This window comes from Rhodococcus sp. USK13 (assembly GCF_018343855.1).
GTDB lineage: Bacteria > Actinomycetota > Actinomycetes > Mycobacteriales > Mycobacteriaceae > Rhodococcus_F > Rhodococcus_F oxybenzonivorans.
In genome coordinates this window covers 3211698-3225446 of sequence record NZ_CP069242.1, presented here as the reverse complement: position 1 = coordinate 3225446, position 13749 = coordinate 3211698, and the positions used below count along the sequence as shown (strand labels likewise).

General features: G+C 66.8%; 10 protein-coding genes. 1 reads left to right on the top strand and 9 read right to left on the bottom strand.

The genetic code is table 11. The features are described from left to right. Positions 1–53 precede the first annotated feature (53 nt). A complete protein-coding gene (locus JQT59_RS17315; RefSeq protein WP_213577123.1) occupies positions 54–296 on the top strand; it encodes a helix-turn-helix domain-containing protein in 243 nt (80 codons plus the stop codon). On the opposite strand, the gene JQT59_RS17310 is transcribed toward JQT59_RS17315, so the two are convergent. From JQT59_RS17310 to mdo, 9 genes are all read right to left on the bottom strand, one after another. Next, positions 283–1947, bottom strand: a complete 1665-nt coding sequence (locus JQT59_RS17310) for an ABC transporter permease (protein WP_213577122.1) — start codon at positions 1945–1947, stop codon at positions 283–285. The two genes, JQT59_RS17315 and JQT59_RS17310, sit on opposite strands and share 14 nt — an antisense overlap. Next, entirely contained in the window at positions 1944–2882 is a 939-nt protein-coding gene (locus JQT59_RS17305) for an ABC transporter ATP-binding protein (RefSeq protein WP_213577121.1), read from the bottom strand. Before JQT59_RS17305 ends, JQT59_RS17310 begins: the two co-directional genes overlap by 4 nt. Positions 2883–2923: 41 nt before the next feature. Then, on the bottom strand, positions 2924–3610 hold the full coding sequence (locus JQT59_RS17300; RefSeq protein ID WP_213577120.1) for a MadR family response regulator transcription factor: 687 nt from the start codon (positions 3608–3610) through the stop codon (positions 2924–2926). Beyond that, positions 3607–4968 carry a MadS family sensor histidine kinase gene (locus JQT59_RS17295; protein ID WP_283254078.1) on the bottom strand — a complete coding sequence of 454 codons (1362 nt, stop codon included), beginning with the start codon at positions 4966–4968 and terminating at the stop codon, positions 3607–3609. The genes JQT59_RS17300 and JQT59_RS17295 overlap by 4 nt, the downstream gene beginning before the upstream one ends. A gap of 5 nt (positions 4969–4973) precedes the next feature. Beyond that, the gene (locus JQT59_RS17290) at positions 4974–6161 is read right to left on the bottom strand and encodes an iron-containing alcohol dehydrogenase (RefSeq protein ID WP_213577119.1); all 1188 of its coding nucleotides are present in this window, start codon (positions 6159–6161) and stop codon (positions 4974–4976) included. A 142-nt stretch (positions 6162–6303) separates the two neighbouring features. Next, positions 6304–9567, bottom strand: coding sequence for a protein kinase domain-containing protein (locus tag JQT59_RS17285; protein ID WP_213577118.1), 3264 nt, complete (start codon positions 9565–9567; stop codon positions 6304–6306). A gap of 74 nt (positions 9568–9641) precedes the next feature. Further along, positions 9642–11171: a MadC family VWA domain-containing protein gene (gene madC / locus JQT59_RS17280; RefSeq protein WP_213577117.1), complete on the bottom strand. Its 1530-nt coding sequence runs from the start codon at positions 11169–11171 to the stop codon at positions 9642–9644. A gap of 2 nt (positions 11172–11173) precedes the next feature. Beyond that, positions 11174–12286, bottom strand: a complete 1113-nt coding sequence (locus JQT59_RS17275; RefSeq protein ID WP_213577116.1) for a MadB family AAA-type ATPase — start codon at positions 12284–12286, stop codon at positions 11174–11176. A 119-nt stretch (positions 12287–12405) separates the two neighbouring features. Further along, a complete protein-coding gene (mdo, locus tag JQT59_RS17270; protein WP_213577115.1) occupies positions 12406–13677 on the bottom strand; it encodes an NDMA-dependent methanol dehydrogenase in 1272 nt (423 codons plus the stop codon). Between the last annotated feature and the right edge of the window lie 72 nt (positions 13678–13749).

Here is a 13749-nt window from a genome sequence, read left to right as displayed (position 1 = left end):
CACCATAGTCGATCGTCCGGTATTTTCATACCACCGTCGAGTAGGCTGGTGGCATGGTGCGTCTCCCGCTCACTCCGGCCCAACTCGCGGCAGGTCAGCGCCTGGGGGCGTATCTACGCCGTGCCCGGGGCGATCGCACTCTCGCCGAAGTGGCTCAGGAGGCGGCGATTTCACCGGAGACTCTGCGCAAGATCGAGACCGGCCGGATGCCCACTCCGGCATTCACGACAATTGCAGCTCTGGCCCGAGTCCTCGCCGTACCCCTCGACGACCTCGCGCAGTCTACGAACTGGTGATGTCGCGTCGCCGGAACAGCACCACCCCGACGGCGATCACGACGACGGCGATCGTCGCGAGCAGCACGAGCGGAGCGGCCGTCACCTCCGCCGCGGGAACGGCGGGCACGTGCGTGAACGGTGACAAGTCGCGCACCGCCTGAGGCAGACCGAGCAGTGGTCCGAGGAATCCGAAGATCAGGCAGGCGGCGAGCACGCCCCAGGAGATCCCGGTCGACCAGGCCGGGACACCACCGAACGACAACACCACCACGGCCGCGACCACTGCGATCGCAGGCACGAAGACCAGAGCAGCACCGGTCAGATGCACCACCTTTCCCGGTACGTCGTCGGTCACGAGACCGTACGCGAGCCCGGTTGCCGCCCCGGTCAGTGCCTGCAGGACAACGATTCCCGACACGACCAGGCCTACATGCGCTAGCATCCACCTCGGACGTGAGAGCGCTGTCGCGAGAACCGGTTCGAGTCGTCCCGCCGATTCCTCACCCCGCATTCGGAGTAATGCCTGTACGGCGTAACCCGCAACCGCGATCGCCATCATGCCGAAGATGGCGGCAAAGTAGGCATCGACCATGTCGGTGGTGCCGCCACCGAGCTGCTCCATCATGTCGGCCACCTGCTCGCCCTCGCCGAGAAAGTCGTCGATCTGGTCCGCGATTGCGCCGTACACCACGGCGAGGACGGTGATGCCGAATGCCCACCAGAACAGGATCGTCCGTTGTATCCGCCACGCCGATCCGAGCGGCGTCGGCAACAACCCGGACGCGCGGGCGGGGCCGGGGCGGGTCGGTACGAGGCCCGAGCCGATGTCCCGGCGTTCGGTGAGGGCGAAGCCGACCGAGCCGACCGTGAGTGCGAACAGGACGGGCAACACCAGCACCCACCAGGCATTGTCGTCGTAAGGACGGACCTGTTCGGCCCAGCCGATCGGCGACAGCCAGGTCGGCCAGCTACTCACCACCCGGGTGCCGTTTTCCGTCACCGCCCCTGTCATGTCGCCCACTGCACGAAACAGGAACGCCACACCCAGCGCGGCGCCGGCCAGTCCGTTGGCGGTGCGGGCACTGTCCGTCACCTGCGCGGTCACCGCGGCGACGGCGGCGAACGCGATGCCGGCCCCCGCGACAGCCGCGCCCAGAGCCACAGAACCCGCGAACGGCAGACCCTCCGCGACCAGAACGACGACGTTGATCAGTCCGAGAACCAGATTGGCGCCGACCGCGACAACCAGTGCGGCCGTCAGCAAGGCTCTGCGCCCGACGACGGCGGCCTCGACGAGTTCGGCGCGGCCGGTCTCCTCGTTCTGCCGCGTATGCCGCACGACGAGCAGGGTGGTCATCAGGCCGGCAGCGAGAGACAGCGGCATGACGATCTGGCTGGCGAGCACGGCACCGACGCTGTACCCGGACACCAGACCGTTGGTGGCCAGGGCAACCGGTGACGCCGCAGTGGCCACCGCGAAGCTGCGCAGGTCACCCTCCGTGGGATACAGGCCGAGCACACTCGACGCCGAGAACGCTTGCAGCGCTGCGAGTGCGAATAACCACACCGGCAGCTGGATACGGTCACGGCGTAGCGCGAGCCGCACCAGCCGGGCGGTTCCCGCGTACTGGCCGCGCCCCACCTTCACCGGCGCCGTCACGGCGCTCATCGTGTCTGCGCCCCGGATTCGGCGCGCCGGTGGTTTTCGCCCTCCCGGGCCAGTTCGTCCCCGTAGTGCCGTAGGAACAACTCCTCCAACGTCGGTGGCGTCGACGTCAGCGACGAGATGCCGAACGACAGTAGGTGGCGGAGCACCCCGTCGATCGCACTGGTGTCCACCTCACATCGAGAGTGCAGGCCGTCGACCCGCACGTCGTAGACCCCCTCGATGCTCTCGAGTCCGGTCACCGGCCGCTGCGTCTCGGCCGTGATCGACGTACGCGTGAGATGACGCAGTTCCGCCAATGTGCCGGTCTCGACGGTTCGGCCCTCGCGGATGATGCTCACCCGATCGCACAGCGCCTCGACCTCCGCGAGAATGTGACTCGACAACAGGATCGTCCGCCCCGAGTCGGACATCTCCTCGATGCAGTCCTGGAAGACCGACTCCATCAGCGGATCCAGCCCGGACGTCGGTTCGTCGAGCACGTACAGTTCGACGTCGGACGCGAATGCGGCCACCAGCGCGACCTTCTGCCGGTTGCCCTTCGAGTACGTGCGCGCCTTCTTCGTCGGATCGAGTTCGAACCGCTCGAGCAGTTCTGCACGCCGGGCCTCGTCGAGACCGCCGCGCAACCCCGCGAGGAGATCGATCGCCTCACCCCCGGTGAGATTGGGCCACAGATTCACATCACCCGGAACGTAGGCGAGCCTGCGGTGCAACGACACCGAATCACGCCACGGATCCCCGTCGAGTAGACGCGTGGTACCCGAGTCTGCGCGGAGCAGTCCGAGCAGGACCCTGATGGTGGTCGACTTGCCGGAGCCGTTCGGCCCCAGGAAACCGTGCACCTCACCGGCGCGCACCTCGAGATCCAGGCCGTCCAGCGCGCGGGTGGCGCCGAACGTCTTCACGAGTTTCTCCACCGAAATCGCAGCAGCCATGGTACGGACGGTACGCCGATCGACTACCGGTCACTGCTGTTTCAGATCAGTCCGAGCTTGCCCGCCTCGTACACGGCCTCCGCGCGCCTGCCCACGTCGAGCTTGCGCATGATGTTGCTGACGTGGAACTTCACGGTGGTGGCCGAGATGAAGAGCCGTTCACCGATTTTCGCGTTCGACAACCCGGTGGCCAGCAGTTGCAGGACCTCGAGTTCGCGCTCCGTGAGTCCTTCCCGCGGGGTCGTCTGCCCGTTCAGCGACCGGATCACCGCGGAAGCACTCCGCGAGTCGAATGCGCTTTCTCCACGCGAGACCGCGCGGATGGCGCGCACCAGTTCGGTCGTGTCCACATCCTTCACCACGTATCCCCGGGCGCCGGCTTGCACGGCACGGACCACCAGCTGCTCGTCGAGGAACGTCGTCAGCACCAGAAGTCCCAGTCCTTTGTTCGCGGACGACAACTGCGCACACAGCACGAGCCCCTCGTAATCGGATGCCGCCGACAACTTGAGATCCATCAACACGACGTCGGGTTTCACCTGCCCGACGACGTCGAGTGCCTCCCCGCTCGTGGACGCTTCCCCGACCACCTCGAGATCCGGTTCACGCTCGAGTACGGATCGCAGCCCCTGCCGAAGAATCGCGTGATCGTCGACGAGGACGAGCCGGACCACCGACGTTGCTCGTGCAGACCTCGCCTCGTCCTGCATCGGAGTTCGCATCGTCATCGCTCCACCTCGTTGTCGTTGTCTCCCCCGGAAGGTCTGTCGCCGAGAGGAATTCGCGCAGCCACTCGCACTCCGCCGAGTCGCGCCCTGGCCACTTCGAAGGTTCCACCGAATTCCGCAGCCCGGGCCTGCATGTTCGCCAGACCGCGATGGTGTCCGTCCAGGTCGTTCTTTGCCGCCATCCGCAACATGAGCCGCATCTGCTTCGGATCCCCGTCCCCGTCGTCGGCGACGGACAGGAGTACAGAATCCGCCGAATAGGTCAGGCGCAGAACGGCGCGCGTCGCGTTGGCGTGGACAGCAGCGTTGAACAAGGCCTCGCCGGCAATGCGCAGCAGCGCGTGCTCGCGGTCACACGACAGCTCCGCCGGTGTTCCGCCGACCCGGACGCTGACCTCGAGGTCGTCGGGCATGTGCACCACACCGAGCTGCTCGAGCATTCCGGGCAGCGACGTGCGGTCCGAACTCTTGGAGTGATTGAGCGCGTAGATGGCCGAGCGTAATTGCTCGACCGCGCGACGAGTGAGATCCTTGGCCAGGTCGAGTCTTTCGCGACGTTCGTCGTCGGGCACTCCGCTCCGGCACACCTCGATCTGCATTCCGGCCGACAGTACCGCCTGCGTGACACTGTCGTGGAGCTCACGGGCGATGCGGTGGCGTTCCTCGTCGAGTACCTGATGCCGGTGCGCGGCCCCGAGCTGACGTTGGGTGGACTCGAGTTCGGCGTTGCGGACCGCAAGATCCGACGCGGTCCGCCGCGCCTCCGCGTATGCGTGCTCGGCGTGTTCGAGGAGGCGCTGCCCGCGCTGGTAGAGCGCCGAATTCTGCAGGGCTACCGCGGTCTGGCTCGCCAGGATACTCAGTACCGCACCATCGGTGGTGTCGAGGGTGCGGTGCGGCGCCGTCCACGCAGCAAAGGCTCCCACCACTCCGCCCTCGAGCACGATCGGCACGAACGCATGGTGCGCGTCGATGACGGGCGCCCTGCTGGTGCGGGCGGACCTGATGTCGCCGAGGCACATGACCACCTCGTCCGGCAGCGGGGGTCCCTCGACGTTGTCGACCAGAAACGGGGTGGCGTCCGGTCCGAGAACCAGCCGGCGGGGACCGGCATCGGGCAGCATGCCGTCCGCCAGGGCGAATGCCACCCAGCGCGCGTCGAGGTGAGCGCGCGCCGCCTCGGCCACCGCGCAGATCAACGTCTCGGGCCCCTCGACCGTTCGCACCAGCGCGCGGGAGATGAGCTCGAGCGCATGGACGACGCGCTCGAGACGTTCGGCGGCGCCGCGGTACTGCGGGTAGAACGTCGGTTTACCCGACCGGAGTCCGGTGAGTGTCGAGAGGTCTGGGGCGTTCATCGGGCTCACATCGCAGTCCGGAAAAGTGCCACCATCTGCTGGTGTGTGGCCGTCCGCGGATTGGTGGACATGCAGGCGTCCCGCAGGGCGAACTCCGCGAGCCGCGGAAGGTCGGTTTCACGCACACCCAACTGCCCCAGTCCTCGCGGCACCCCGACCTCGCGCGCCAAACGCTCCACTCGGTCCGCGACCGCGAGGGCCGCTTCCTCTGGGGTTCCGCGATGTTCCTCCAGTCCGAGAGCCGCCGCGATCGCCACGAACGGGGCAGCGTCGCTGGCCGCATTGAACCGAATCACGTGTGGAAGCAGGACACCGTTGATCACGCCGTGCGGCAGGTCGAGCAGACCACCGACCTGATGGCTCATGGCATGCGCCGCACCGAGAATGGCGTTGGTGAAGGCCAGGCCCGCTTCGAGGCTCGCCTGGGCCATGACGGCCCTCGGCTCCATCTCCAGCGGGTCTTCGATGGTGTGGACCAGGGTGTCGGTGACCAGACCGATCGCGCGAAGCGCGTGATGGTCCGTGAGCGGGTTGTGCGCCAGCGAGACGAACGCCTCGATGCCGTGTGTGAGCGCGTCGAGCCCGGTGGCCGCATTGAGCCACTCCGGCATGGTCGTGAGCAGGCGGGGATCGATCACGGTGACGTCGGGAACCAGCGCGCGGCCGATGATCGTGATCTTGGTACCGCGGGCCGTGTCCGTCACGATGCAGAATTGCGACACGTCAGCACCGGTGCCGGACGTGGACGGGACCATGACCAGAGGAGGGATGGGACTGGTCGCCTGATCCACCCCTTCGTAGTCGAGAATGTTGCCCCCGTTCGCGGCGAGAACCGCGATGCCTTTGGTGGCATCGATCACCGAACCGCCTCCCAGCGCGATCAAGACATCGCATCCACCTTCCTGGTAGGCCTCGTGACCGGCCGCGACCTCGTGATCCTTCGGATTGGGCGTCAACGCACTCCACACAACGGGCGTCAGTCCCTGTTCCCGGAGCTGGTCCTGCAGTTCAGCGGCCCAGCCGGCGTCGATCAACCCGGGGTCGGTGACGAGCATCGGCCGCGAGCCGCCCAGGCGGAGGACGGCGTGCGCGGCCTCGACCATCGACCCGACACCGAAGACGATTTCCGGTGCATGGAATTTGACCAGCCGGTCCGTAGCGGTGGTTCGGGTGACTGGATACGACACAGACAAGACGACACTCCTCCCACGCCCGCATGATGTGATCCAGGTTACAAGCGCTGAACCTCGACTCTACGGGCAGGGACGGACGCGCACACTGACCGAAGGGCAGGTCCGGCACCTACCCGATCGGGTAGGTAGGCAGCAGCAGTGATCAGGTCCGACCATGCTCCACGACCCAGGCGGCGATCTGAGTCCGAGAGGCGAAGCCGAGCTTGGCGAGGAGATGTTCGACGTGCCCCTGCGCGGTGCGAGGTGAAATAACGAGCCGGGCAGCGATCTGCTTGTTGGTCAAGCCCTCGGCCACCAGGTCGGCAACCTCTCGCTCTCGTTTCGTCAGGTCGGCCGTCCCGCGTGAGGAGGAAGGACGCTTCGGCGACTGCTCGCCGAGCGCGAACGCCACAGCGTCGTCGACGACCAGCGTCCTGCCCTCGTCCCACGCCGACTCGTATTCCTTCCTTCCGAGGGCACTGCGCGCGCGCTGTTCGCACTCCTCGTGATAGACGAGCAAATCGGGGAACAGCACCGTGGAGCTTCTCCTGGATTTCGCCAGCGACTCCGCCGCTCCCATGAGGACCGCGGCGCGTCGTGGATCGCCGTCACCCGCGATCCACGCCAACGTTTCCAGGCAGGTTGCCACGGTGACCGCGCTGTCGACCCGCCTGGCCAATGCGAGCCCGTCCTCGATATACCGGGACGCCCGCCGAACATCGCCCTGACGCCACAGGGCTACGCCCATCGCCCACATCGTGTGCGACCGGTACATCGACTCGCCGGTCGATTCCGTGATCTCGAGGACACTCTCGTAGTGTTCGATCGCCCCAGCTGAGTCTCCGAGCAGTGCCCTCACGGTTCCGAGGGAGTCCAGGTTTTCGATGTGCACGGCGGGCTCGCCACAGTCCCCGCACACTTCGAGGGCCGATTCCAAACACTCGAGCGCGCCGGGCAGATCACCCCTGAACAACTTCAGCACACCCTCGGAATGAGAGATGTGCGCGCGGATCGCGACGTTGTCCGTCTGCGCCGCGAGCGTCTTCCCTTCCGCTACCAGCGACGCTCCGGCAGCCACGTCGCCCTGGGCCTCGGCCAGCACACTGTTTCCGTACAGCGCTGCGACCCGTTCCTCGCTGACCTCGACCGGCGACATCTCCAGGAAGCGGTCGAGCCAGTGCCGGCCCTCGCTGAACATGCCTCGGGCGAGCCAGAACCGAAACAATGCGGTCGCGATTCGCAACCCCGACGCCGAATGCGCCTCGGCCAGACAGAACTTCATCGCCTCCCGCAGGTTCGGCTGCTCGCGGGCGAGGCGGCGCATCCATGCCACCTGCTCGCGGCTGATCCACTCCGCCCTCGCATCCTCGGCCAACTGCAGGTACCAATCCCGGTGCCGCCTCCTCAGCCGGTCGGCTTCGCCGGCTTCCGTCAACTTCTCGCTGCCGTAGTCACGAAGCGTCTCGAGCATGCGGAACCGGACCACCGAGGCCGACTCCTCACGGATGAGGATCGACTTGTCCACCAGCGAGGTGACCGTATCGAGCAGGTCTTCGGCAGAAGGAGCTTCTGCGCACACGCCTTCGGCCGCGTCGAGTTCGAAGCTCCCGGCGAACACCGACAGCCACGCCCACAACTGCTGTTCCTGCTGCGTGCAGAGCTCGTAACTCCAATCGATCGACAGACGCAGAGTCTGCTGCCGTGTGGGTGCGCCCCTGCTGCCGAGGGTCAGCAGAGCGTAACGGTCCGTCAGGCGACGCAGAATCTGCTCGGTCGACATGGCACGCAGCCGCGCCGCCGCCAGTTCGATCGGGAGTGGCAAGCCGTCCAGTCGCTGACAGATCCGCGCCACCGTGTCCGTGTTCTCCTCGGTGAGCTCGAAGCCCGGCACCGCGGCGGCGGCGCGGTCGGCGAACAACGTGACTGCGTCGTACCGGGGCATTGTCTGAAGGGACGAGGGACGGGCCGGGTCGGGGACGGTCAGCGGGGGAACCCGAAGCACGACTTCTCCGCCGATCCCGAGAGGTTCCCTGCTCGTGGCCAGGATCCGCACATCCGGACAGCTACGAAGCAAGCTCTCGGACAGTTTTGCGACCGCGCCGACCACCTGTTCACAGTTGTCGAATACGAGCAGGATCCGGCGCGCGGCCAGGAAATCGACGAGGGTGTCTTTCAACAAACTCGCCGGCCCGTCCCGCAGGCCCAGTGCCGCCGCGACGACGTCGACCAGAAGAGATTCGTCGTGCAATTCACCGAGTTCCACCAACCACGCACCGTCGGCGAATCCACGTCGAACGTCGGCGGCGACACGGAGCGCGAGACGCGTCTTCCCGACACCGCCGATGCCCGTCAGTGTCACCAGGCGCGCATCGGACAGTTTCGCCTTCGCCTCCGTCAGCTCATGTCGCCGACCGATGAAGCTGGTCAGTTCCAGTGGCAGGTTACCGTCGGCGCCGATCAGCGAATGCGCCATGGGCTGCGCTGGGAGACGGGACTTCGCCTGCGATCGGCCGGGCGCACCGTGCCGGGCGGCCATATCGTCGACCGGGAGCCCGTTGTCTGCTTGCATCTGCCGCAGCGCGTCACCGAGTTCCGCGGCAGTCGCGGGTCGATCACCGGGGTTCGCTGCCATCGCGCGCGCGACCACCGCGCTCACGTCCGCGGGAATGCCCTTCTCCCGCAGATCCGGTACGGGTTGCGAGGTGATCCGGAGGAACTGTGCGATGACCTGCTCCCCGCTTCGGCGTTCGAACGCCGCGTGACCGGTGACCGCACAGAACAGCGTGGCGCCGAGGCCATAGATGTCCGAGGCCGGGCTCGGCGGATCGCCCCGCAGAACTTCGGGTGCCGTGAACGCCGGCGATCCCGTCACCGTTCCGGTCGCCGTTTCGAATCCCCCGGAGATGTGCGCGATCCCGAAGTCGGTCAACGCGGGTTCGCCGTAGTCGGTGAGGAGGATGTTGGCGGGTTTGACGTCGCGATGGAGGATGCCGAGGCGGTGCCCCGTCTCCAGAGCCCCCGCGATCTTCACACCGAGCCGAAGGACCTCGCCCAGTGGAAGCGGACCGCTCTTCCGGATCCGGGCGTCGAGTGAATCCTGCGGGTGGTAGGGCATCACGATGTAAGGACGACCGCTTCCGGTGACACCGACCTGGAGGACATTGACGATGTTGGGGTGTCCGGTCAGCCTGCCCATGGCCCGCTGCTCACGGAAGAACCGCGCCGTGTTCTCCTCGTCGAGTTCGGCGGTCAGGACCTTGACCGCCACCGTGCGGTCGAGCTCCGGCTGAACACACCGGTAGACGACCCCGAAGCCGCCGTGCCCGATCTCGTGCGCCTCCTCGAATCCAGCCGCTGTCAACTCCGAGGCGACGTTCGACGCCACATCGCGCTGGGTCTCGAGGGGATCTTCAGCCGTCGGCACCATGCACTCACTTCTCGATGACGTGCCCTCAGGATATCCCCAGCCACGGTATCGGAAGCACACTCGGCGGGGGCCGTTCATCGCAACGCGTGACCCAGTTCGGCGGCGCGGGCCAACAGCTGGACCGCGTCCCGCGCGACTACCACTCGGTCGCAGACTTCGGCGTACTCAGGCATCGCGCACGACGCCTGATCCCAGTACCGCTCGGGCTCCGGCGTAATCCACGCGAGGCGGTGCACCTTCCTCCGCAGAGCGGCGAACTCGTCCAGGCCCGGTGGCAATCCGTTGCCCCTTCCGTCACCCACTACGAGCACCGAGGTGCGCGAGTGAACCTCGTTGCCGAACGCGGTGAGGACCTCGGAGAACACCCGGCCGTAGTCGCTGCTCGCCTCGAGATCGATGCGGGGATCGGCGAGCACGGCAGCGAGTGCGTCGTCGTCTCCGCCCGCGAGGAGTGTGTCCGTGACATCGACGGGCCTGTCCACGAATGCCAGGACTCGGCATCGGCTCGCGCGGCGGTGCATCGCCTGCGCCAACCTCAGGGTGAAGGCCGTGACCGGTCGGACGGACAGCGAGACGTCGGCGAGAACGAGCACACGTACCCGGTCAGGACGCGGCGCCTTCACCATCAAGCGGAAGGGCACGCCCTCGGTCCGCAGGCTCGCACGGACCGTGCGCCGCATGTCCAGCCGTCCCGCGGTCAGCTCCCTCGGACGGAGACGCGCGGGGCCACGCATCCGCCGAAGGATCTCGTGGCATGCCTGATTGACCTCGGCGCGTGAGACGGCCGATCCTTGGCCGTCCGCCATCGGAACATCCGGAGCGGTCTGCCCGGCGGCGTCCCGGGCGTCGGCCAGCGCTCCGACGAACGCCTCGACTGCTTCTGCCAGACGATTCAACTGGGCAGCGGTCAGCGGCTCGTCGACACCGGAGTCCGAGTACACCGCGCTGGGGTCGTAGGCGTCGAGCCACGCGAGAATCGACGCCGGATCGTCCCAGGACAGCGATCCCACGACGGCGCCGCTCGTCGACGTCGCCAGGTCACCGACGGCAGTACTCGCCGCCCGCGAGACATCGACGGTGTAGGTGACGCCGCGTCGGCCCGAATCGGCCTCGGAGTCGACGGACAGTTCGGCATCGCTCGACGTCATGCTGACATCGTCGTCATCCTTGTGAGGATTGAAACCCTTCTCGGCCTCCGGCGTATCGAAGTGGTCGCCGACTTCCGCGGCGCGCTCGTTGTATTCGGCATAGCGGGCCGTATCGACGTTGTCGGCAACCTCGAGGGCAGTGGGAAGCCCCTCCGCGAACTCGGTTCGGGACGGTGCGCGGAGATCGGGGGCGGCCGCGGCGACAGCACCGAAGAACACGTCGAAGGCCCGGTCGAATCCTGACTGCTCGTAACGGTACTTGGCGCACACCGCGCGCAGCGCGGCCCGCGTGGTGTCCGGCTGCCGTGCGCCGACGAGCCCCAGCACGCGACGGACGTCGATCACCTCCGCCGCAGACGCTGCCACTCCGTACCGGCGCAGCAGTGCGCCGAACGACGCCGCCAGCACATCGAGGAGCTGCGACTCGGGCGTCGGCGCGCCTCGGACCGCGGACATCGTCATCGCCTCGCAGGACGGCCGTTGCCGACACCGATGCCACCGCGGTCGCGGCCGCCGTGTCCGCGGAACACCGCTGTGGTCGTGTTGGCCGGACGGGATGCGACGGTGACCCGCTCTCTACTGTCTGCCCCCGCCTCCGGCGCCGGCGCGGGGGGCGGGCTCGCCACGCCGTCGAGTCGGCCGCGAGCAAGATCGACATCGCTGGTGTACTTGAGCAGCGCGGCGAGGAGGATGTCGCGGATCGCCGACTGCGAAGTGACCGCAACGCCGGTCGCCTTCAGCACCACCGCGGCGCGGGCGGCGTCGATGACCTCGGCGATGGACGGGCTCTTGCGTAACGGTAGTGCGCGCAGAGTCCGCGCCAGTTCGACGACATCCGCCGCGACTGCCGATTCCACCTCGGGCGCACGGGCGGTCACGATGTCCCGCTCACGTTCGGGGGTCGGGTAGTCGAGGTGGTAGTGGAGGCAGCGCCGTTTCAGGGCGGGCGAGAGCTCGCGAGTGTCGTTGGAGGTCAGGATGACCCACGGCGCCGAGCGGGCGGTGAACGTGCCGATCTCGGGAATGGTGACCTGTCCCTCGGCGAGAACTTCGAGCAGCAGCGCTTCCATCGATTCCTCGGTGCGGTCCACCTCGTCGACGAGCAGCACCACAGGTTCCGGCGACAGGATCGCCTCGAGTAGGGGCCGTACCGACAGGAATGCTTCCGAGTACAGACCGAAATCCTGCGCCGCCAGAAACCTCGACGCGTCGGCGACATCGTCGAACGCGGCCACCTGCTCACTGAGCCGGTCGCGCAGCATCTGCACGTGCAGTAGTTGTTTGGCGTAATCCCACTCGTACAGTGCACGGTTGTCGTCGAGACCTTCGTAGCACTGCAACCGGACGAGCCTGCGGCCCGCGGCCTCCGCCAGGGACTTCGCCAGCTCCGTCTTCCCGACACCGGCGGGGCCCTCGAGGAGGAGAGGCCGGTCGAGCGCGGTCGCCAGGTGTACGACGACCGAGAACTCGTCGTCGGCGATGTAGTCGACTTCACGCAGGGCTGCTTTCAGTTCGATTCCATCGGCGAAGCGGACATCCGCCAGGGATGGAGCGGTGTGCGGTGCGGTCATGGTGCGGCTTCCGTCCTTCGTCAGCAGTGTCGGTCGTGGGAACGCGTCCGGGGCGGGGCCAGGCTGAGACACGGGGCAAAGGCTGGGACACGCCCGCCCCGGACGCGAGTTCGGTGGAGCTAGTACGCGCTGTTGATCGCGTGGTCGACGACGGGAAGCATCGACTCGACCGTCACCTCACGGGGATTTCCGGGCGTGCACCAGTCACCCTGGATGTGCTCGGAGATGGCGCGGATGGTCTTCTCGTCGCCCCGGATGGTGTCGCCGCGGCCCTCGTACTTCTTGGTGTTCATCTGGTTCTTCTCGTACGAGTCGGTGCGGACCTGCCCGAAGTTGTCGGGGATACCGACGTCCTTGGCCAGCCGGATCGCGGCCTCGACGGCGGCGTCCGCGGCCTGCACCGTGGTGAGGTTCCGGGTGTCGACACCCAACGCCCCTGCCAACTGCGCGTAGCGCTCGTACCGCGAGGGAAGGTTGTACTCCCACACACGGGGAAGCGCGATCGCGTTGTTCAAACCGTGGTGGCTGTCGAAGAACGCACTGACCGCGTGCGAGATGGAGTGCACGATGCCGAGACCACCGGAGTTGAATGCCTGCCCGGCGATGTACTGCGCGTTCATCATTCCCTCACGGGCCTTCAGATTGCGCGGCTCGAACACCGCCTCCCGCAGGTTCTTCGCCACCAGCTCGACGGAGTAGAGCGCGTTGCCCAGAGACGGTGCGAAATCGAGACGGGACACGTAAGGCTCACTGCCGTGGGCGAGTACGTCGAATCCGCAGTAGGCCGTGAAGTGCTGGGGGCAGGTGTAGTACAGCAGCGGGTCGTCGATCGCCAGCGTCACGATGGTCGCCTCGTCGAAGCCGACCCACTTGTGCGGGTTGTTCATGTCGGACGTGTCGGTGATGACGTACGCCCACGAGGTTTCCGAACCGGTACCGGCAGTGGTGGAGACGGCGATGTGCGGCGGGTTCTCCTTGTTGGTGGACTTCGCGAATCCCTCGAACTCGTTGATGTTGCGCCCGTCGTGCGCGACCACCACTCGAGCACCCTTGGCCGCGTCGTGGCTGGAGCCACCTCCGACCGAGATGATCGAGTCGCACTTCTCCTTCTGATAGAGGGCCGCGGCCTCCATCACGTTGTAGTCCTTGGGATTCGACTCCACCTTGTCGTACAGCACCACCTCGACGCCCTGGTACTCGATCTTGCCGACCAGTTCCTCGATGATTCCCGAACCGCGCAGACCGGTGGTCATGAGCAGCGTCCTCTTGAACCCGAGGTTCTTCGCCTCCACTCCGATGATGTCGTGCGCGCCCACTCCCATCAGTGCCCGCGGGAAGGGGTGGAACTCCTTGATGGGGAAGTCCCAGATCTGGTTGAGCTCGATGGCCATGGCCGTCTCCTCGAAGTTGTCGGTGTCGAAACTGAGCTGCCGGTGGAAGGAAAACCGTCTGCCGGTGTGATC

Excerpts from the sequence above, each read along its gene's own strand:
- JQT59_RS17315 (WP_213577123.1), top strand. The coding sequence starts at position 54 with ATGGTGCGTCTCCCGCTCACTCCGGCCCAACTCGCGGCAGGTCAGCGC.
- mdo (WP_213577115.1), bottom strand. The coding sequence starts at position 13,677 with ATGGCCATCGAGCTCAACCAGATCTGGGACTTCCCCATCAAGGAGTTC.
- JQT59_RS17300 (WP_213577120.1), bottom strand. The coding sequence starts at position 3,610 with ATGACGATGCGAACTCCGATGCAGGACGAGGCGAGGTCTGCACGAGCA.
- JQT59_RS17305 (WP_213577121.1), bottom strand. The coding sequence starts at position 2,882 with ATGGCTGCTGCGATTTCGGTGGAGAAACTCGTGAAGACGTTCGGCGCC.
- JQT59_RS17310 (WP_213577122.1), bottom strand. The coding sequence starts at position 1,947 with ATGAGCGCCGTGACGGCGCCGGTGAAGGTGGGGCGCGGCCAGTACGCG.
- JQT59_RS17285 (WP_213577118.1), bottom strand. The coding sequence starts at position 9,567 with ATGGTGCCGACGGCTGAAGATCCCCTCGAGACCCAGCGCGATGTGGCG.
- JQT59_RS17295 (WP_283254078.1), bottom strand. The coding sequence starts at position 4,968 with ATGAACGCCCCAGACCTCTCGACACTCACCGGACTCCGGTCGGGTAAA.
- madC (WP_213577117.1), bottom strand. The coding sequence starts at position 11,171 with ATGTCCGCGGTCCGAGGCGCGCCGACGCCCGAGTCGCAGCTCCTCGAT.
- JQT59_RS17275 (WP_213577116.1), bottom strand. The coding sequence starts at position 12,286 with ATGACCGCACCGCACACCGCTCCATCCCTGGCGGATGTCCGCTTCGCC.